We start from the raw sequence: 19,539 nt of genomic DNA on the forward strand, positions 1-19,539 counted from the left end.
TTCACCCCAAAGCGATGTCAACCATGATTTGTCATTCATACTCTGTGCAAAAAACAAACCCAGTATCCCCGATTAATCAGGATACTGAGTTTGTCAGTGCCGGCCTTATGATTTGCTTAATCTCTCTTCCCATTCAGCTTCTTTAAAACCTGTCAGAACAAAATCCTCCCCCAGCAAAAGGGGGCGTTTCACCAGCATTCCATCTGTAGCCAGAAGCTTTAACTGCTCTTCTTCAGTCATCTCAGGCAGCTTATCCTTGAGATTTAAGCTCTTATACTGTTGACCGCTGGTGTTAAAGAAACGTTTCAAGGGCAACCCGCTAAGTTTATACCATGTTTGCAGTTCCGCAAAGGTTGGATTATCTCCTTTGATATCCCGGACTTCAAAGGAATGCTCTTTTTCCTCTAACCATTTCCTTGCTTTTTGACACGTCGTGCATCTGGAGTAGCATATAAATTGCATTCTTTCCCTCCTTACTGTCGTAACTATTTTAGGCGCTGCCAGGTGTTGGTTATTATACAACAAAGTACGGTTTACATGGGATTACACAGGGTAACGGTCTGATGGAATTGTGTTCTACCCGTCAGATTTTCCATGTAATGTTCATCTTATCGCTAACGGATTCCATGGTAGTAACTAGCAAATCCAGCACCTGCTGCTTATCATCAAGGCCGGTGTCAATGAGCAAACACCGATCTCCACCTTCAAGCAGGTAGCAGTGTGTTTCCTCCCAATAGCGGTATTCGCTGATAATATGAGTATCTGTATCAATTTGGTCGAGCGTAAACCAGTTTCCCATTCTTCCTGCTGTGCTGTGTAATTAAATTAAGAATTTATCAATACAGTCATTGACCTCCACTTCTGAAAAAACAATGGATGTCTTTGTGGAAGCATAAGCGGATACGACATTGATAAATGATTCAATATCATCTAAAGAAGGAACCGATAATTTGACAATAAAGCACGCGTCACCCGCGATACGGTAGCACCATTCGCTGTATTGATAATCTGTAATAAAATTTTTAAATTTCTCATACTGACTATCTCTCATGGTGACTTCTATAATACAGTCTATGGCAAGGCCAAGGTTCTTCTTGTTGAGGCGGATAGTATATCCCTCAATAACGTGATGATCCTCAAGTCTTCGCACTCTCTCTGTAACGGAAGGTGGTGAAAGATGTATTCGTTTTGATAGCTCCCTAATGGAAATTCGGCTATCAGTCTGCAACTCCTGTAAAATTTTTGCGTCGATTTCGTCCATCTTCATTAGAAACACCTTTTTCAAATATACATATCGAAAAATATATTATTACAAAATAATTATATCATATGGAATGCAATTTACATTGTATGTCTGCTACAATTTTTTTGTCAACAAATATATGATTTAGGAGGAAAGAGTATGGAATTGATTTCTTTCTCGCAAAACGGTTCTACACCATTTCAGCTGCTATTGGGACATAATAGAAACATATTAGAGAAATGGGCATCACTGGAAGAATGTCTTTTTTCCAGCAATACATTTTCTTCAGAATTAAAAGAGGAGGTCCGGCGTACCCTGGCTTTTCATAACGGCTGTGAATACTGCAAAGCCAAGGGGATTCCTTCAGAAATAATAATGGATCAGCGGATACAAACGGCCATCCATGCCGCGGATATATCCTGTGAAAAGATACATATGAGTAATGATGAATTCAGTTTGCTAAAAGAGGTGTTTACAGACAGCGAGATTTCGGAGCTTTTGGCACTCATTTGCTTTATAACAGCTTGTCAAAGATTTGGTGCCTTATTGAACTTAGGGCCAGTCTGCCAGATTTGATCGACCAACATAACCCCTCTCGTTTTATATACCCAAATGACAAGTCTGGAGTTGTTGGTAACAACTCCAGACCATTATCATGTGTAGTTCATTGTGAAACTGATCAAAATGCTATATTAATACTACTTTATACGCAATCGAACATAAATAGTTGTTATAAAATGATGGGAGGGAAAGAAAGTGCCGAGAATATCAAATATTGAAATTTGAAAAAGCAGAGCAGCCTACTATATCCATTCGTACGAATACAAAGGTTGAAAATCTTCCTATGCTTATTGGTGAAAGCTATGGGAAAATGGCAGCGTATCTAAAAGAATTAGAGGAATTCTTGTCCGATGTCCCTTACGTTGCCTATCACAATGTGGATATACAAAATCTTGATGTTGAAATTGGCTTTCCTGTGTCAAAACCTTTGCCTGGAATAGGAAGATTCAGTCAGATCTTATTCCGGCTGGAAAGGTTATCTTTTGCATGTATCGCGGGGCATACAGTGAGATGGAAACAAAAGGAGGGCACAACAGTATGCATACCATCCGTCCTCCATGCTAAGCGTTAAACCTGATTCGAGGGCCTTCGGGCAATGTTGTTTCCATATTCAAAATTTTTTAACGGAGGTCTGAAAAGTGCAAAACAAAGAACTGGCACTTCGCCCCCTCGATGATACGGATCTGAATTTGTTAACCGTATGGCTAAACAAACCCTATATTTTAAGCTGGTACCATGACGCAGATGAATGGCTTGCTGAAATAAACGAACGGCACGGCGCTTATGCGTGGATCCGCCATTTTATCGTTATGGAGGGCGAAACCCCTATCGGCTTTTGTCAATATTACGACTGCTGCGATGCAAACGATATGGAAGATTGGTATAGCGTCACCACACCCGGCGATACTTTTTCGATTGATTATCTGATCGGAAACGAAGCCTATCTAAGCAAAGGGTACGGAAAAGCAATTATCCGGCTTTTATCCAATACCATTCAAGCCGTGGAAGCTGCCAGGAGGATTATTGTCCAGCCGGATGCTGAAAACCATGCGTCCAACCATGTACTGCTGGCGAACGGCTATATCTATGATGCGCAGCAGGAATATTTCTACAAATCTCTGAATTAATTCAACCAATTTGAATCAGAGTTTGCAAAGGCAATGATGGGTTTATATACGCCCTGTCGCTGTCGAAATCAGGTCATCATTTACGACTTTTCACAGCAAATTTCCGCCCGCATTCTTGCCGCTTCAAATACCCCGACAACAAAACAAGCTGCATATTCTCACTGAGGAACATGCAGACCTTTTGTTGTCAGCAGCCTGTTTCACGGTCTGCGTGTAGTTCCCACACCAAAACAAAATTTAATGCGCACTGAACCGCAGGAAAGGGCTTTCTTCACCCACAGCATAGAGCTGCAAACGATGCAGAGCCCTGGTGCAGGCGATATAGAGCAGCCGTTTGTCCAGTTCGCTTTGGTAATTCTGCACATCCGCTCCATGAATCAACGCACAATCAAATTCCAGCCCTTTTGCTCCATAGGCCGGGATGATTAAAACCCCTTTCTCCATTTCCCCTTCCCGGGGATGAACCAGACTAACTTTGATTTTCTGATGAAGCTTTTTGTAGATCTCCTGACAGTCCGCAAAGGTCTTGCCGATCACGGCAATTGTTTCAAAGCCTTCTTCCTGAAAAGCCGCGATGTCCCGAAGCATTTTTCCCGTCATCTCCTGCAGGTTGGCGGCGAGCTTTACTTCCGGCTCCGGGCCGTGTCGTTCAAAAGGAAAACCACCTCTGCTTTCTCCATAAATCCTCTGGGCAAAGGCGCTGATTTCGAAGGTTGAGCGATAACCTTTGGTTAAGGTAAGCTTAAGGGTATGGGGGCAGGCGAAGATTTCCTTAACTTGGTCATAGGCTGCCTCATCTCCAGTGCGCTCAATAGTTTGGGCTACATCCCCCAGGATAGTGAAGTGAGCATTCGGGAACAAAAGCTTAAACACTTGGTACTGCAGGGGGCTATAGTCTTGGGCTTCATCGATCACCACTTGCCGTATATCCGAGTAATGTTCACCCTCCAGCCTCAGCTTAAGATAGAACAAAGCTGCGCTGTCTTCATAACTAAGCTCTCCTTTAGCCATATCTTCAAGGGTTCCCTCCAATAGCTCCTCAATCCCCTCAGGAAGTTCCAAGCCCTGGGCCAGTTTGCCAAAAAGGCGGCGGTCTTTCAATAAACGCTCATAAACCTCTTGATAATCCACCTCGGTAAAGCTATGAATTCTTTCCATTAAAGCATGAGCCTCCCTTAAGGCCAGGAGCCGGGCATAGGGTTTGATCTCCAGCAAATGCTCTGGATTTACAGCGACAAGGCGGGTCAAGGCAGCTCTGCGCTTCTTCTGCAAGGGATGAATCCGCTCCCATAGAGTCTTCTCGATGCGTTTCAGCTGCTTGGTCATAGGTATACCGATTTTGTTATTCAAAAAGCGGCTTTTAATCAGCTGTTTGGACTCGATTAATTGGCCGTGATAATAGACATCCTCAAACTGGATAAGCTGATGACCATAATGATAAATCAAGCGTTCCAGGATCTTCAAGAAAGACCGGGACCCTTTGAACATGATGTTTTTTCCCTTACGGCTGCCCAGTGGTGTGTTCTGCCGGTTCAGCAGAAGCTCCAGCTGTTGATCCCTTGTCTCCACTCTAAATCTCCCCGGAAAGACTCTGCCGGTTAAATCGTCGAAAGTAGCCTGGAGCACATTCTCTTCCCCTAATTCAGGAAGCACTGTGGAAATGTACTGGCAGAACACATCATTGGGAGAGATGATCAGGATATTATTGGAACGGAGGCGGGAGTTAAAGCCCTCATACATTAAATAAGCAATGCGATGCAAAGCGATGGAGGTTTTGCCGCTGCCGGCCACCCCTTGCACGATCAGCACTTCATTTGACCTATCCCGGATAATCTCATCCTGTTCCTTTTGCAGTGTTTCCACGATTTGCCGCATCGTGGGCGAAGAATTCCTGCCCAGAATCTCCTGGAGAGCGTCATCCGTAATGCGGAGACTGCTGTCAAAAAAATACTTCAACTGGGAGTGCCTAATCTTATACTGCCTTTTTAAGGAAACCTCACCCATTATTTCCCCCTGCGGGGCTTGGTACCTGGCCTCACCCAACTCATAGCGGTAAAAAATGCTGGAGATGGGTGCCCGCCAATCGTATACCCGGACATCCTGAGTGCGGGCATCAATAACATTATAAAGACCGATATAGATCTTCTCCTGATCATATCCTTCTTCCTGAAAATCAAAACGTCCAAAATAGGGAGAGCCCAGGATTTTTTTATAGCGCTCCACTCTCCTGGCGGTATGGGTATACTTTTCTGTCTGGTTTTTAACCACCGCAAGGTATTGATTCATTTCAGTCAGCCGGGTAAAATCCCTGGAATAGTGAACAGTATCCTCATACATTTCTTTACGAAAGGCTATCAGCTCTTCCTTGCTTAATGCCGCATTCTTCAGTTCTTCCTCCATCTGCTGGTTGACTAAATCCAGGACTTCCGACAGATAATGCTGCTCCTCCTCTGCTTGGCCCCCCTCCTGGTTGCCCTGGCCTTTGATATCGTCCTGCATCAGAATTCCTCCTCTGTCTAGTAACCATGGTGTATTGCTTCAACACTTTTCATTAAATGTTTATCTTGACATTCCTCGCAAATCATGATATGATATATGCGAGATAGGTTTATAATGTTATTTTTGTGTCTATCTTTTTATTATACACAAAAATCCTCAGATCGTAAACACTGTTTGTTATATTTTTTTACAATATACAATAAAGACTTAGTGCTCAGAGAGCCGTTCCCTGATCACTAAGTCTTTCTTATTATCCTTTTAACACACAAGGCCGCTTAGACCTCCGTGCAGCTTATTGCCAATCTTAAGATTAATGGATATCCCTTTTCTTAAACCTCCCACCTTTGACTTCTCCCACATCTGAGATAATCACAAAGGCAGAAGGATCGATTTCTCTGATAATATCTTTCATTTTAGCTTCTTCCAGCCGGGTAAAAACACAGAAAATGATATTCTTATCGTCTCCGGTGAAGGAGCCCTCTCCTCTTAAATAGGTCACTCCACGGCCTAATCTTTGCGCAATGGTTTCGGCAATGATTTGATTGCATTCACTGATGATATAAACGGACTTCATATCTTCAAAGCCTTTAACCACGATATCGATGGTCTTAAAAGCAATATAGTAGGTCAACATGGAATATAAGGCGTTATCCAGGCCGTAGACAAAGGCAGCCACGGAGAAAATAATAACATTGATAATCATGATAATCTCGCCTACCGAGAAAGGAAGTTTTTTCTCGATAAGAATGGCCAACGTCTCCGTTCCATCGAGAACTCCGCCGTTACGGATAACCAAGCCGACTCCAAAGCCCAGCATCAAACCGCCGAAAACCACAGCTAGAATCTCATCATGTACTACAGGAGCCAAATCATGCATGAGGAAGGTTGACACAGCCAAAGTGAGAATTCCGTAAAGCATGCTCACCGCAAAGGTCTTGCCTATTTGTTTATACCCCAGGAAAAAGAAGGGCAAGTTAAGCAGAAATAAAAATACCCCGAGCTTGATGGGGGTTAAATGGGAAAGCATCATGGAGACTCCGGTAACTCCTCCATCAATAATATGATTAGGAATCAATATCCCCTCAAGGCCAAAAGCCATTGCAACCGCTCCGAAGGTTATAAAAAACGCCCTCTTCACGAGGCTTCTTATTTTCATCTTTTGATGATTTCTTGTTAAACAGGCTTGAACTACAGCTTCTTCTTCAACCAATATGCATTCCTCCACTCTTTTTATACATTTTTTGCCATTAAGCTTTAACAATTAATTGTATCTTATCTCAATAGAATTAAGCAAGATTTTTATGCATAATTTTTTTATCCTTGCTTAGAGTTATCTTTTCTGAGGCAACAAAATAAGCCATCCTGAGCTCAGGATGGCTTATGGACCAGTGAAGGGCTAATCTTGAGCAACTTCATAAAAGCTGTTCAATAAGGCCTGGAGCGGATCATCCAGATAAGTTAAGGCCTGCTTTTTAATCTCTTCAGGAACATGACCATAATAGGCTTCTGCCAAGGCTCCCGTTATGCAAGCGATGGTATCACTATCCCCGCCGATGGATATGGCATTTCTTATGGCATCTTCAAAGTTCTCAGACTCCAGGAAGGCCCGGATAGCCTGGGGTACACTGCCTTGGCAAGAGACATCAAAAGTATACCCCTTCCTGATCTTCGCTAAGGGTTCATTCAGATTATAACCGAACTCCTGCTCAACCGTCTCTTTCAGCTTACTTTTTGTTTCTCCATGCTTAGCAAGAAATACAGCCGCTGCCGTGGCCTGAGCTCCCTTGATTCCTTCGGGATGACTATGGGTGACTTCGGCGCTCTGCTTGGCTGCCGCCAGCACTTCATCCAGTGTTTTATGGTAAAAGCCGATGGGGCTGACCCGCATAGCGGAACCATTGCCCCAACTGTTATAGGGCTCATTCTGACCGGACTCGGCCCAGGCTTTAAAACTCCGCCCATATCCCGCCTGGGGATACCGCTGAAACCAGGCCCGATAGGCTTCCCCGAAAGGCAGCTTATGGATAAGTGCATCCATGGTGGCCATGGTCAATACAGTATCATCCGTAAACCGTGAGCGGGAGGAAAACAGCGGAAAGTCCTTACTCTTTATATTCGCGAACTCATAGACCGAGCCAATGATATCGCCAACGACAGCCCCGAGCATTTTCCTCACATCCCTTCAGTTTTTCATCGTTCCAGTGAAGCTGAACTTTGTTTCCTCAAAGAAACCTTCCCGTAACTGAATCCGGCTCACTTTTTATCTGTTCAGGTGTTCCAACCGCCATGACCCTGCCCCCTTTGTGGCCCCCTTCGGGACCGAGGTCGATAATCCAATCAGAGGCCCGCATGACTTGTTGGTTATGTTCCACCACAATGACTGTGCTCCCGGCATCCACCATCCGGTTCAGCAGAGCCAGAAAGTTCTCTACATCCAGCGGATGGAGTCCTGTCGTGGGTTCATCAATGAGATAGAGATTCGTCTTTCCCTCGTTGCCGATCAGTTCCTTAGCCAGCTTGAGGCGTTGCCCTTCACCGCCGGATAAAGTAGTCAGAGTCTGCCCCAGCTCAAGATAGCCTAAGCCCACTTCTTCAAGCAGCTCCAGGACTTTAGTAATCCGTGGATGCAGGGCGAAGACTGCCAAGGTCTCTTCCACGGACATGCCCAGGACATCTTTGATACTGTGTCCCTTATACTTTACTGAAAGCACCTCATCCTGAAACTGGTCGCCATGACAGACCGGGCAGGAAACCTCCAGATCCTCAAAAAACAACATATTGCTGACCACATAACCCAGCCCTTCGCAATTCTCACAGCGCCCTCCCCGGCTATTGAAGGAGAAGTGCCTGGGGGTAATCCCTTTCCTTCTCGCCTCACTCAGATTGCCAAAAATCTTCCGGATTTCTGTGTAGACACCGGAATAGGTGGCCACATTAGAGCGTTTCATCCGGGTAACGGGAGATTGCTCTACGGTGATAATCTGCTCAAATAGTTCAGTACCCGTGACATGATTGCGCTTCATGGGATCCCCTTGACTTCTGAACTTTCCTTTGGCTAAGACCTCAAACACCAAGGTGGATTTTCCAGAGCCTGAAACACCGGTCACACTTATTAAGCACCCTACCGGGAATCTTACATTGATGTTCTTAAGATTATAAAGATCGCCATGCTGGACTTCGATAAACTCCCCCGTTCCCTTGCGGTAAGATCGAGTTTCCCGTACAGGCCGGTTAAGATAAAGGCCGGTAACGGACCTGCCTTGCTCTTTAAGTTCATCAATACTGCCCTGGCCGACGATCTCGCCGCCAAGTTTCCCGGCACCCGGACCTATATCAACAATGAAATCTGCGGCACTCATCACATCCATATCATGCTCAATAACGATGACGGTATTGCCTAAATCCCTTAGCTCCTTAAGAATCTGGATGATCCCCTGGGTATCCTGGGGATGAAGACCGATCGTGGGTTCATCCATAATATAGATAATCCCGGTCAAGGTGGAGTCTAAGGTTGCCGCCAATTTAATTCTTTGGGCTTCCCCGCCGGATAAGGTCATGGTTTGGCGGTCCAGAGATAAATAGCCCAGCCCCACCTTGATAATCCTCCGTATCTTTGTTTTCAAATCATTAAGATAGGATGCCACAAGATCCTGATGGGTGCCGGTTACCGAGTCCTCCAGCTTGATCAGCCAATCCTGCAGCTCCTCCAAAGATAAAGAAGCCAGTTCCGGTAAACGGGTTCCCAATACGGTCACACTGCGGCTTAACCCGTTCAAGCGTTCCCCCGCGCAATCCGGGCAGATTTGTTCGGCAAAGTAAGCAGATAACCCTCTCGGGTCACCGCTTTTTTCCGCGATACGCCGCCACAAAACGGGATAGATTCCTTCGAATCTTCCTCCCCCCACCGTTTTGGGCGCCTGGATATCCGGGAAAAACTCCTTCACTTGGTCGCTGTCCACGCCGTAAAAGAGAATGGCTTTTTGCACATTAGTAAATTCCCTCACCGGGGTGTCCGGTTCAATAGGAACGCCATAATGCTGAAAGGCATTGTAGAGAACTGAGATTTGGTAGTCCTTATATTTTTGCTCCCAAAAATCGACAGCTCCAGCTTCCAACGACAGCTTTTCATTGACGACATTATCTTTATTGACCTGGAGTATCTTCCCTAAGCCTTGACAGGTAGGGCAGGCTCCTTCCCGGGTGTTATATGAAAAATAAGTCCGAGTCAGTTTGTCCATTTTATGGCCGCAATGATTGCAGTACATATAGACTTTAAACTCATCTTCCCTCTTCTCCAGTTCCTCCTGGCATTGATCCGCCCTGATGTCTCTGTGGCAATGAGGACAGGTCCGTTGACTGAGCTTCTCATAAATCATCCGCAGTTCGGTGTAGATATTGGTTACCGTACCCACTGTGGAACGAGGATTTTTGCGGTATTCATTTTGAGTGATGCGTACGGCTGGAGAAGCATTGCGCAACTCATCCAGCTTCGGTTTATGTATCCCTTGGTACCCGATGGCCTCCAGATACTGTCTCTGACACTCTTGGTAGAGGACATCGATGGCCAGGGTTGTTTTTCCTGAACCCGACAAGCCTGTAAAAATCACCAGTTTATTTCTCGGTAGGGTTAAAGAAATATCCTTAAGATTCCCTTCTCTAACCCCATGCAAAAAAATATCTGCCATTTGAACCACCCCCTTCTCTATAATACCCTATCTGGGGGATTCTAGATAGGAATTGGCAGAAATTACATCTTGATGGCAATGGCTTTATGGTGAGAAGACGAAAGTTATATCTCCAGGATTTTGCTTTACACCGGTCGCTCCATAAGCTGCGCGGACAAAACTAACGCGAAAAGCTCGCCGCTCCGAAAGGTGTCCGGTGGACAGTTTCGCTCAAGGCCTAATGAGCCATTTCGGATTAATGTACACATCCGGACTCGCTATAGATCTTTTTCCCCAGAACTTTCTCTACGAAAACCTTCACAAGCTCAGGATCAAACTGGGTTCCGGCATTCTTGATCAGCTCGGCTACAGCCACTTCTTCAGGCAAAGCTTTGCGATAGCTTCTCTCACTGATCATGGCATCGTAGGCATCGGCAATGGCTATAATTCTAGCCTGAAGAGGAATTTCTTTCCCCTTTAAAGCCTTAGGATATCCTGTGCCATCCCATCGTTCATGATGGGCGAGGACGTACTCTGCCATTTCCGACATCTCTTTGATAGTACACAGCAACCGGTAACCGATCTCGGGATGACGCTCAATCTCTTTCCATTCATCATCCCGGAGTTTACCCGGCTTGTTCAAGATAGCTTCACTAATGACAATTTTCCCAATGTCGTGAAGCAGGCCCACTGTCTTAAGTTCCTCAATTTCGTCATTGGAACAATCCAGTTCGGTAGCTGTTTTCCTGCATAATTCCGAGACTCGATGGGAATGCTGCTCTTCCCGTTTGTTCTTTTCATGCAGGGTCTTAATAATAGTGTCAATGGTGTTGCTTCTGATACTGGGGCTTTCCGACAGCTTGTTCTTATACATATAATCTTCGGCTTTTTTCAGCAGTTCACTAATGCTCTTTTCGGAAGTCTCCATGGTTTCATACCCAAAAGAGACGGACAATTCGAAGGCGCCGATTTTTTCCTGCAAGGCCATGGCTTTGAGCCCCTTGATCACCCTCCGCGCCTCAAGTTCAGTGGTTCTGGGCATGAGAATAATAAACTCATCCCCACCAATTCTGGCCACCACGTCATCCTGCCGGCACCCCTCCTGAATGACTTCAGCTACTTTGCGAATCAACAGATCTCCATAAGCATGCCCGAAAGAATCATTGACAAGCTTAAGTCCGTTGACATCCGCCATCGTAATCGTTAAGGGCAAATCCTGATTAAAGTCAATGCGGGTGAGCTTCTCTTCCAGAAATCTGCGATTATAAAGACCGGTAAGCTGATCGTGGTAACTTAAATATTCGATCTTCTCTTGCTTCTCTTTGACAGATTGTAAACTTAATTTATATCTTTCTTTTTCCCAAAAGAGTTCCTCATTCTTTTGTCTGAGTTCGTTTACAAGACGACTATCCTGCAGGATGAACACAAAACCTATGACATCCTGGAGTCTTCTATCTTTAATCTGTTTGCATACTACATTGACGGGCAGGGTCCCTTGATCTTTCTTGATTACTTCTATATCTGTATACTTAAGATCCCTGTTTTTCATTTGGAGCAAGTCAAATTTGCCTTGATCCCCTTCCCGAAAAAGAAATCCCAGAGTGTGGTCTATAACTTCATCTGCATCATAACCAAGCAAGGCTTTCATCTGGCTGGATACCTTCCGTATCCGGCCTTCCCGGTCCGCCACAATCACCATATCCAGCGTTTCATTCATAATCTCCTGCATAATGATGCTTTCCGGAAGTTTAAAAAAGTTATAACGGGTTACCACAACAAAAACACCAAAAATCATGATCAGAGAGTAAAGTTGTCCCATCCCGGGCAAATCAATGTGGAGCAGGGCAGGTAAAATGGTCTGGGTCATTAAGTTTAATAAAAATGGGATCAGGCTTGTGATGACGAGGATCCGGGATTGTTTTTTAATCCGGATATGGGGTGATGCATACCCCCACTTAAACATCAAGGCAATGGCGATAAGCAAATAGGAAAAATCATATAGAAAGTCACCAACATAGAAAAATTTGACCACTTGGGCAGGAGTCTCCAGATCCGGGCCAAAAAAGAATACGGCAAGTACATAAAAAACAAAACCAGGCAAAAAGATCATGAACTTAATCCCGGCGTTTTTTACCAGAGGACTTTCGGTGATGTGCAGAACAAGGTAAAGAATCAGAGCGCTAAAACTGCACCAGCCCAGAGCGGACAGCTTATTCCAAAAGGAAAAGGCGAAGGCATCCTGAGCCAGATAAGCAAAGGCATAGGCAAAAGACCAAATTGAATAACTCAGACATAAAAGGAGAAAAGATTGATGAATGCGGGATTGAGGACTCTGTCTATATGTATAAATACCAAAAGACATATAAATAACTGCAGCAAGTAAAGAAAATGCTGAAAGCAAATTATGTATGGTCATTGGTTTCTCCTTCAATCGATTGCTTTTTGCTCATCTGATAAACTGCTTCAATATCTGCTGAATTTTGTTGTAGCCTGACCAATGTGTCTAAATTATATTGCTGTTCAGAATTATTTTCAACATAATAAAAATAAGCCCTGTTCATTTGCCATGAATAGGGCTTGATGCTCATAGGGTTGGCTACCTTAAACCGTACGGAAATTAAGCTCCACATCCCCAATCGAGGTCTTGACTTTGGTCCGGTAAATAGAACATTCCTTACCAGCAGGAAGGGCTCCTCCTTCAAGAATTTTAGGAGGACGGATATCGCACACCACTTGAGATTGGGAGAGCCCGGTCATGGCATTGCCACTGATAATATTGGCAATTTCACCTAAAGCCGATTTCACAAAGTCGTCGATTTCATTAAACTCCATGCCACTCATCATTTTGACCATTTCCAGAGTGGTGTCCTTCGGAAAGCTGTACATTACCTCTCCGGCCAGATCACCCGTAATCTCAATGACAATATTAACTTTTTCTTTAGTTTCCTCGCAGTTATCTGTGGGTTGACTTGAGTCCGTAGATACATCCAGATCCAGTAAGAGCTTAAAGGTTTGGCTGGCTGCATTGGAAAAGGGGGTCAGAAGGTCTTTCGTGCTCATTGCTTCCCCTCCTTGCTTCTTGCATATTCAGCTATTTTCTGATCATCAGCTACCACATGGTTGATCAGCCAAGCCAAAAGTTTTCCCCCAAATTGCTGCATAAGCTCTTCTTTAAAGCCTTCCTTTTCGTACTCCCGGGATACAGCAACCACATAAGCAACCATATTTTTATGTATCATCTGATGCTCTTCAAAATGCGGATAGCCAATCTCCAATTGATAAGCCTCTTCATCGGCAAAGTGAGTCACCACATAGTCTTTCATAAATTCGAGGGTTTCATTGACCTTTTCAACCTTTTGTTCCCATGGTTTGTCGGAACGCAATGTTTCCACGAAGCTCCCTACCCTTGAAAACAGCTCCTCATGCTGACTGTCAATAACAGGATCGCCGACCTTGTATTTTTCCTTCCAGATCATAGACTGACTCCTTTCACTCTCTCCTCAAATTAGTTCTATAATTTAGTCCCTATAATTCCTTCTCATTATAGCATAAGTGAAAATCCTATCAAAGAGTAATTATTCTTTGTTTTTACCGTTGAATGGGGGTGACTGTAGCGGCATAATAAAGGAACACAAAAATAATGACCAGCACAATAGTCCCAACAATGATCTTGTGCCAATACAGATTCCATTGCTCACTTATGAATTGAGTCCGGTTCCTGTGTTCGACAAACCTCCGCAGCCACTCTCGTTTCCACCAGCCCAGGATGAAGATAAGAATCAATGCCACAAGGGTAACCACCACAGGGTTGAGGTTTTCCAAGGCTAAGCCATTGCCCATAAAGGTCAGGACAGCATAGCCCGGCAGCCGGCCTGCCACAGAGATCAGAACCAAGGTGCGGATGGGAATCGTCGTTAGTCCGGCGATAAAGGCAATAAGATCGTCTGGAAAAGCGGGCAGAAGAAAAATGAAAAAGAATACCCAGGCTCCTTTTTCCTCTGTGAGATGATCAAAGCGCTCCATCGTCTTCTTGTCCACAAACCGTTCCACAAAAGGACGCCCCAATTTCCGGGAAAGAAGAAAAACCAGAGTAAAACCAAGGGTGGCTCCCAGCATTGTGTAAAATAAGCCCAGTAAGGGGCCGAATAAAAATCCGCCAATGACCCCAATCACCTGACCGGGTATGGGGGCAATCAAGATTTGCACGATCTGCAGAAGCATAAACACCAGTGGTCCCCAAGTTCCTGAGCGAATGATGAGCTCCCGGACCTGATCAGGATCACTTAAAAGAGTTAAGTAGGGCCAGCCCCAATATAGCAAAGAACCTATAATCACGATGGCTATCAGTCCAATAATCAAAAACGAAGGCTTTTGATGCTGCTTTTGCTTCATAGCTTCTTATTCCTTTAGATGTAATATTAACTTAATGACACTATTATAAATTAAAAAATGTCTGCATGAAATATCAACTTTTGACATTCTATTTTACCCGGAAAGGATTTACTAAATTAAAGGAATATTTCTCCTCATTGCTGACCGAATCCTGCGCTTGCTTGGGTTATGAGTAAAATTCTGCTATAATATGGTTAAATCCAAAATAAAAAAGAAGGAGAATTGCTTATGCTTGATCGTGAAGTCGCTTCATTGCTCAATGAACAAATCAACAAGGAACTCTATTCTGCTTATCTCTATTTGGATATGGCCAATTATTATTCCGACAATGGTTTGGATGGCTTTGAAAATTGGTTTTATATCCAAGCCCAGGAGGAAAGAGACCATGCCATGCTCTTCCGGACTTATCTTCTTAACAACGATGAAAAAGTTACTCTCGACGCTATAGCAGCTCCCGACCTTACTTATGAAGATTTTAAGGCTCCCCTTCTGGCTGCCTTGAAGCACGAGCAATTGGTGACAGCCTCTATCAACACCATTTACGCCGCGGCTTACGAGAAGAGGGATTTCCGCACCATGCAATTTTTAGACTGGTTCGTCAAGGAGCAAGGCGAAGAAGAGAAAACCTCCACAGATCTGATCAGCAAATTTGAACTTTTCGGACAGGATCCCAAAAGCCTCTATATGCTGAACCAAGAACTTGGCGCCCGGGTCTATTCCGCACCTTCGCTGGTTCTCTAATTATTGAAGAAGGCATGAAGTATTCATCAACGATACTCCTGCCTTCTTTCTTTTTCTTTTGCTCTCCTCATTAACATTTGTTAAGTTAATCTGCATTTGCTAAAAAACCCTGCTAAAAACTCAGCTAAAACGCTGTTAAAAACACTGCTAAAAAATTATCTGAAGCTTTAAAAATAGAATAGTTGTAAATTCCTATAAGAATGATAAAATACATTTGGGATACAAAATACATTAGAAACTCACAGAAGAAAAAGGAACAAAAAGGAGAAGAGAAGATGAAAAAAATTACATCCGTTCTATTGGCTCTTTTGATGGTAGCCCTTTTAGCTACCGGATGCGGCAGCAGCGCTCCAGCCGCCAAAGATGGAGGCAATAGCGGCACCCCCAGCACCTCCGGCCAGGGTTTTGAGATCGCTCTCATTACCGACAAAGGCAATATCGATGACAAGTCCTTTAATCAGGGATCCTGGGAAGGTGTCGTTGAATTCGCCGAAGCCAACAATGTTACCCACAAATACTACAAACCTGAAGAAGCTACCGACGCAGGTTATCTGGCCGCCATTGATTTAGCCGTTACCGGCGGCGCTAAGGTTATTGTCACCCCCGGCTTCCTGTTTGAGGTACCTATCTTTGAAGCCCAAACAATCTACCCTGATGTAAAGTTCATCCTTTTGGACGGAGCACCTCACACTGCCGACTATGCAACTTTTGAAACCAAAGACAATGTAGCCAGTATTATGTATGCTGAAGAAGAATCCGGTTATCTGGCCGGTTATGCCGCTGTTATGGATGGCATGACCAAGCTTGGCTTCATGGGCGGTATGGCTGTTCCTGCCGTACAAGCTTTCGGTTACGGCTATTTGCAGGGTGCTGAAAAAGCTGCCGCAGAACTCGGTCTGGCCGATGGAGCAATCTCGGCAATTTACCATTACACCGGGGATTTCGCTGAGACAGATACCAATAAAGCAACCGCTAAAACCATCTATCAAGGCGGTACTGAAGTGATCTTTGCCTGCGGCGGTTCCGTTGGCAAGAGCGTCATGTCTGCCGCTGCTGAAGCCGGTAAAAAAGTCATCGGTGTTGACGTTGACCAACGCTATGACAGTGAAACCGTCATTACTTCCGCAACCAAAGGTCTGCGGGCTTCTGTTGTTCAGGTTCTGGAGTCCATTTACAAAACCAACAGCTGGAGCACTTTTGCCGGACAAACCACCTATTTCACAGCAGCCAACGAGGGAATCGGACTCCCCACCACTGTCATCGGGGATGCCAATGCCAAAGCCTTTGACCGCTTTGAAAAATTCACCATGGAACAATATGAAGGCGCGTTTAAATCTTTAGTGGATGGTACTGTGGATCCGATCCGCACCATCGATGTTGAAGATGCCAACGGTTACGCCACTGCGGATGAGCTGGTATCCGGACTTAAGCTCAGCAAAGTCAAGGTTGAAGTAAGATAATTTAAACAGCACTTGATCGGGGAAAGGGAATACCCTTTCCCCTTTCCTCTATTTACATGTCCATGACTACCTACGAAGAGGGGTTATTATGAACGATTATATTATTGAGATGCTCAACATCACCAAAGAATTCCCCGGCATCATCGCCAACGACAATATCACTCTGCGTTTAAAAAAAGGCGAGATTCATGCTCTGCTGGGAGAAAACGGTGCCGGAAAATCCACCCTGATGAGCGTTTTATTCGGTTTGTATCAACCGGAAAAGGGCGAAATCCGCAAGAACGGCAACACCGTAAAAATCAACAACCCCAATGACGCCAATGCCTTAGGCATCGGCATGGTCCATCAGCATTTTAAATTGGTGGAGATCTTTACCGTTCTCGAAAATATTATCTTGGGAGTTGAGCCCCATGCCCTTGGTTTTTTACAAAAGAAAAAAGCCAGGGAAAAAGTCGTTGAGCTGAGCAAGCAGTATGGACTGGAAGTCAATCCTGATGCTCTTATTGAAAAAATATCCGTGGGCATGCAGCAAAGGGTTGAGATTCTCAAAATGCTCTATCGGGATAATGAGATTTTAATCTTTGATGAACCCACAGCGGTTTTAACCCCTCAGGAAATTGATGAACTTATGGAAATCATGCGCCGTTTTGCCAAAGAAGGCAAATCGATCTTATTCATAACTCATAAATTAAACGAGATCATGGCAGTTGCCGATCGTTGCACCGTATTGCGCAAAGGGCAATATGTAGGCACTGTTGACATAAAAGATACCACAAAAGAAGAACTCTCCCGGATGATGGTGGGCCGGGATGTAAGTTTCCGGGTTCAAAAAGAAGCCAGCACCCCCGAACGGGTGGTCTTATCTGTAAGAAATGTCTCCGTTCCCTCCAAAACCAGTAAGAAGAATGCTGTCAGCAATGTGTCTTTCGATGTTCGCGCCGGTGAAATCGTCTGCCTGGCCGGTATCGACGGCAATGGACAGACCGAATTCGTCTCTGCCCTGACCGGGCTGGAAAGACACACAAGCGGTACGATCACCCTTTGCGATCAGGATATCAGCAAAGCTTCCGTCCGCACCCGTTCCCAAGCAGGGATGAGCCATATTCCTGAAGATCGGCACAAATACGGCCTGGTCCTGGATTATACCCTGGAAGACAATCTGGTCATCCAGCGTTATTGGCAGCCACAGTTCCAACGGTTTGGCTTTATCAGGCGCAAAGCCGTGCGCTCCTATGCCGAAGGATTAATCAAACAATACGATGTACGCAGCGGGCAAGGACCTCTGACCATCGCCCGCAGTATGTCCGGGGGCAATCAGCAAAAAGCCATTATCGGCAGGGAAATCGATAAGGATCACGAACTGTTGGTGGCCGTGCAGCCTACCCGGGGCCTGGATGTAGGCGCTATCGAATATATCCATAAGCAACTGGTAGCCAGGAGAAATGCCGAAAAAGCGGTTTTGCTGGTCTCCCTGGAACTCGATGAGGTCATGAATGTCAGCGACCGGATTCTGGTCATGTATGAAGGGGAAATCGTGGGGGAACTGGACCCCAAAACCACCACCGTACAGGAGCTGGGTCTTTACATGTCCGGGGCAAAACGTAACCTGAAGGAGGGCTCCCATGCAGGATAAAACATCACTTACTTCAAAACCCTCTCTAATCAATAAGTTTACCCACAGCAAAGGCTTTTCGGCCTTCACGGCCGCCCTTATGTCTATTTTCCTGGGCTTTGTCTTTGCTTTCCTGATCATGGCCTTGGCCAGTCCCGACAACGCCGCTTCCGGACTGAAAATGCTGCTCTTCGGGGGCTTCAAGCGCCTGGCTGATGTCTTCTATTTTGCCACACCGATCCTGATGACCGGGTTAGCCGTTGGCTTTGCTTTTAAAATGGGGCTCTTCAACATTGGGGCCGCCGGTCAATACACCATGGGCATGTTCTTCGCCTTGTATGTGGGATTTATGTGGGACCTTCCCGATGGCATCCACTGGGTGGCCTGCGTCATAGCCGGTATGATCGGCGGACTTCTCTGGGGTTTGATTCCAGGTCTCTTTAAAGCTCTGCTCAATGTCCACGAGGTCATCACCTCCATCATGTTCAACTATATCGGGATGTATTTGGTGGATATGCTTATCCAGAGCAATGCAGCCATGTATGTTTCCTCCAAGACCCGTACTGCCTATCTTCCCGCTTCCGCTCAATTACCCAGTCTGGGCATCGAGCGTTCCAATGCCAATATCTCGATTATCCTGGCTGTCCTGATCGCTGTTCTTCTCTATATCATCTTAAATAAGACCACCTTTGGCTATGAACTCAGAGCCACAGGCTTTAATAAATTTGCCAGCACCTATGCCGGTATGAACGGTAAACGCAATATTATCCTCACCATGGGGATCGCCGGAGCCATGGCTGGCTTGGGGGGCGCTTTTGCCATTCTGGCTCCTTCCACTATTCAGGGCAGCAGTATGACTTATGAACCCATTAACGTCATCGCCGCCAACGGTTTTAACGGGATCGCCGTAGCCCTTCTGGGCAGCAATAATCCCTTAGGGATCATCTTTGCCGCAGTATTCATTTCTCACATCCAACGGGGGGGCACTCTGGCCAGCCTCTACGGTTACAAGCCGGAGATCATCGATATCGTTATCGCTGTCATCATCTACTTCTCAGCTTTTGCCATGCTGATGAATACTACGGTGGTATCCTTCTTCAAAAAGCTTTTCAAGCAAAATCAATCTTCTCCTTCAACAGAGCCTTCAACAACTTCGTCAGAGGCTTCAAAGGAGCTTTTATCCGAGAAAATCCCCTCTAAGGATCAGGAAATTTCAACATCAACCAAGGAGGAGGCGTAA

Annotated in this window: 18 protein-coding genes and 1 pseudogene; 7 read left to right on the top strand and 12 right to left on the bottom strand. The window is 45.2% G+C overall.

Annotated elements, in window-relative coordinates; translation table 11 throughout:
* Positions 1 to 105: 105 nt before the first annotated feature.
* The 3 genes and pseudogenes from DESLBE_RS05445 to DESLBE_RS05455 all read right to left on the bottom strand — a co-directional run bounded on the left by DESLBE_RS05445 (position 106) and on the right by DESLBE_RS05455 (position 1,267).
* Positions 106 to 462, bottom strand: coding sequence for an arsenate reductase family protein (locus tag DESLBE_RS05445; RefSeq protein ID WP_005814448.1), 357 nt, complete (start codon positions 460 to 462; stop codon positions 106 to 108).
* 205 nt (positions 463 to 667) lie between these two features.
* Positions 668 to 799 (bottom strand): annotated as a pseudogene (locus DESLBE_RS26770) (MBL fold metallo-hydrolase); the annotation flags it as partial.
* Positions 800 to 820: 21 nt separating this feature from the next.
* Positions 821 to 1,267: an Lrp/AsnC family transcriptional regulator gene (locus DESLBE_RS05455; protein WP_018213092.1), complete on the bottom strand. Its 447-nt coding sequence runs from the start codon at positions 1,265 to 1,267 to the stop codon at positions 821 to 823.
* 135 nt (positions 1,268 to 1,402) lie between these two features.
* Here DESLBE_RS05455 and DESLBE_RS05460 point away from each other — a divergent pair, with 135 nt between their 5' ends.
* From DESLBE_RS05460 to DESLBE_RS05470, 3 genes are all read left to right on the top strand, one after another.
* Entirely contained in the window at positions 1,403 to 1,819 is a 417-nt protein-coding gene (locus tag DESLBE_RS05460) for a carboxymuconolactone decarboxylase family protein (RefSeq protein ID WP_144675542.1), read from the top strand.
* 199 nt (positions 1,820 to 2,018) lie between these two features.
* Positions 2,019 to 2,375 carry a hypothetical protein gene (locus tag DESLBE_RS05465; RefSeq protein ID WP_194239729.1) on the top strand — a complete coding sequence of 119 codons (357 nt, stop codon included), beginning with the start codon at positions 2,019 to 2,021 and terminating at the stop codon, positions 2,373 to 2,375.
* A gap of 67 nt (positions 2,376 to 2,442) precedes the next feature.
* Positions 2,443 to 2,931, top strand: coding sequence for a GNAT family N-acetyltransferase (locus DESLBE_RS05470; protein ID WP_144675544.1), 489 nt, complete (start codon positions 2,443 to 2,445; stop codon positions 2,929 to 2,931).
* A gap of 237 nt (positions 2,932 to 3,168) precedes the next feature.
* Here DESLBE_RS05470 and DESLBE_RS05475 read toward each other — a convergent pair whose 3' ends face one another.
* The 9 genes from DESLBE_RS05475 to DESLBE_RS05515 form a co-directional block, all read right to left on the bottom strand.
* Complete coding sequence (locus DESLBE_RS05475) at positions 3,169 to 5,430, bottom strand: UvrD-helicase domain-containing protein (protein WP_144675546.1); 2,262 nt, start codon at positions 5,428 to 5,430, stop codon at positions 3,169 to 3,171.
* Between the two features lie 310 nt (positions 5,431 to 5,740).
* Positions 5,741 to 6,640 carry a YitT family protein gene (locus tag DESLBE_RS05480; RefSeq protein WP_144675548.1) on the bottom strand — a complete coding sequence of 300 codons (900 nt, stop codon included), beginning with the start codon at positions 6,638 to 6,640 and terminating at the stop codon, positions 5,741 to 5,743.
* A gap of 186 nt (positions 6,641 to 6,826) precedes the next feature.
* Positions 6,827 to 7,597 carry an ADP-ribosylglycohydrolase family protein gene (locus tag DESLBE_RS05485; protein WP_144675550.1) on the bottom strand — a complete coding sequence of 257 codons (771 nt, stop codon included), beginning with the start codon at positions 7,595 to 7,597 and terminating at the stop codon, positions 6,827 to 6,829.
* Positions 7,598 to 7,652: 55 nt separating this feature from the next.
* Positions 7,653 to 10,115, bottom strand: coding sequence for an excinuclease ABC subunit UvrA (locus DESLBE_RS05490; protein WP_018213100.1), 2,463 nt, complete (start codon positions 10,113 to 10,115; stop codon positions 7,653 to 7,655).
* Between the two features lie 235 nt (positions 10,116 to 10,350).
* Positions 10,351 to 12,510, bottom strand: a complete 2,160-nt coding sequence (locus DESLBE_RS05495) for an HD domain-containing phosphohydrolase (RefSeq protein WP_144675552.1) — start codon at positions 12,508 to 12,510, stop codon at positions 10,351 to 10,353.
* A complete protein-coding gene (locus DESLBE_RS05500) occupies positions 12,497 to 12,682 on the bottom strand; it encodes a hypothetical protein (protein WP_144675554.1) in 186 nt (61 codons plus the stop codon). The genes DESLBE_RS05495 and DESLBE_RS05500 overlap by 14 nt, the downstream gene beginning before the upstream one ends.
* Positions 12,683 to 12,695: 13 nt before the next feature.
* Positions 12,696 to 13,154, bottom strand: a complete 459-nt coding sequence (locus tag DESLBE_RS05505; protein WP_144675556.1) for a chemotaxis protein CheX — start codon at positions 13,152 to 13,154, stop codon at positions 12,696 to 12,698.
* Entirely contained in the window at positions 13,151 to 13,570 is a 420-nt protein-coding gene (locus DESLBE_RS05510; RefSeq protein WP_144675558.1) for a hemerythrin family protein, read from the bottom strand. Before DESLBE_RS05510 ends, DESLBE_RS05505 begins: the two co-directional genes overlap by 4 nt.
* Before the next feature lie 112 nt (positions 13,571 to 13,682).
* Positions 13,683 to 14,486 carry a TVP38/TMEM64 family protein gene (locus DESLBE_RS05515; protein ID WP_005814431.1) on the bottom strand — a complete coding sequence of 268 codons (804 nt, stop codon included), beginning with the start codon at positions 14,484 to 14,486 and terminating at the stop codon, positions 13,683 to 13,685.
* 228 nt (positions 14,487 to 14,714) lie between these two features.
* On the opposite strand from DESLBE_RS05515, the gene DESLBE_RS05520 reads away from it, so the two are divergent.
* The 4 genes from DESLBE_RS05520 to DESLBE_RS05535 all read left to right on the top strand — a co-directional run bounded on the left by DESLBE_RS05520 (position 14,715) and on the right by DESLBE_RS05535 (position 19,539).
* Positions 14,715 to 15,227 (top strand): ferritin, encoded by a 513-nt coding sequence (locus DESLBE_RS05520; protein ID WP_005814430.1) that lies wholly within the window; start codon positions 14,715 to 14,717, stop codon positions 15,225 to 15,227.
* 275 nt (positions 15,228 to 15,502) lie between these two features.
* Complete coding sequence (locus DESLBE_RS05525; RefSeq protein ID WP_144675560.1) at positions 15,503 to 16,687, top strand: BMP family ABC transporter substrate-binding protein; 1,185 nt, start codon at positions 15,503 to 15,505, stop codon at positions 16,685 to 16,687.
* Between the two features lie 88 nt (positions 16,688 to 16,775).
* Positions 16,776 to 18,320 (top strand): ABC transporter ATP-binding protein, encoded by a 1,545-nt coding sequence (locus DESLBE_RS05530; protein ID WP_144675562.1) that lies wholly within the window; start codon positions 16,776 to 16,778, stop codon positions 18,318 to 18,320.
* Positions 18,310 to 19,539, top strand: a complete 1,230-nt coding sequence (locus DESLBE_RS05535; protein ID WP_144675564.1) for an ABC transporter permease — start codon at positions 18,310 to 18,312, stop codon at positions 19,537 to 19,539. The genes DESLBE_RS05530 and DESLBE_RS05535 overlap by 11 nt, the downstream gene beginning before the upstream one ends.

This window comes from Desulfitobacterium sp. LBE (assembly GCF_007830365.1).
GTDB lineage: Bacteria > Bacillota > Desulfitobacteriia > Desulfitobacteriales > Desulfitobacteriaceae > Desulfitobacterium > Desulfitobacterium hafniense.

Bases quoted from the DNA above. Each gene is read 5' to 3' on its own strand.
- DESLBE_RS05505 (WP_144675556.1), bottom strand. From the start codon at position 13,154: ATGAGCACGAAAGACCTTCTGACCCCCTTTTCCAATGCAGCCAGCCAA.
- DESLBE_RS05525 (WP_144675560.1), top strand. From the start codon at position 15,503: ATGAAAAAAATTACATCCGTTCTATTGGCTCTTTTGATGGTAGCCCTT.
- DESLBE_RS05535 (WP_144675564.1), top strand. From the start codon at position 18,310: ATGCAGGATAAAACATCACTTACTTCAAAACCCTCTCTAATCAATAAG.
- DESLBE_RS05515 (WP_005814431.1), bottom strand. From the start codon at position 14,486: ATGAAGCAAAAGCAGCATCAAAAGCCTTCGTTTTTGATTATTGGACTG.
- DESLBE_RS05455 (WP_018213092.1), bottom strand. From the start codon at position 1,267: ATGAAGATGGACGAAATCGACGCAAAAATTTTACAGGAGTTGCAGACT.
- DESLBE_RS05445 (WP_005814448.1), bottom strand. From the start codon at position 462: ATGCAATTTATATGCTACTCCAGATGCACGACGTGTCAAAAAGCAAGG.
- DESLBE_RS05490 (WP_018213100.1), bottom strand. From the start codon at position 10,115: ATGGCAGATATTTTTTTGCATGGGGTTAGAGAAGGGAATCTTAAGGAT.
- DESLBE_RS05475 (WP_144675546.1), bottom strand. From the start codon at position 5,430: ATGCAGGACGATATCAAAGGCCAGGGCAACCAGGAGGGGGGCCAAGCA.
- DESLBE_RS05485 (WP_144675550.1), bottom strand. From the start codon at position 7,597: ATGCTCGGGGCTGTCGTTGGCGATATCATTGGCTCGGTCTATGAGTTC.
- DESLBE_RS05495 (WP_144675552.1), bottom strand. From the start codon at position 12,510: ATGACCATACATAATTTGCTTTCAGCATTTTCTTTACTTGCTGCAGTT.
- DESLBE_RS05510 (WP_144675558.1), bottom strand. From the start codon at position 13,570: ATGATCTGGAAGGAAAAATACAAGGTCGGCGATCCTGTTATTGACAGT.
- DESLBE_RS05460 (WP_144675542.1), top strand. From the start codon at position 1,403: ATGGAATTGATTTCTTTCTCGCAAAACGGTTCTACACCATTTCAGCTG.
- DESLBE_RS05500 (WP_144675554.1), bottom strand. From the start codon at position 12,682: ATGAGCATCAAGCCCTATTCATGGCAAATGAACAGGGCTTATTTTTAT.
- DESLBE_RS05520 (WP_005814430.1), top strand. From the start codon at position 14,715: ATGCTTGATCGTGAAGTCGCTTCATTGCTCAATGAACAAATCAACAAG.
- DESLBE_RS05530 (WP_144675562.1), top strand. From the start codon at position 16,776: ATGAACGATTATATTATTGAGATGCTCAACATCACCAAAGAATTCCCC.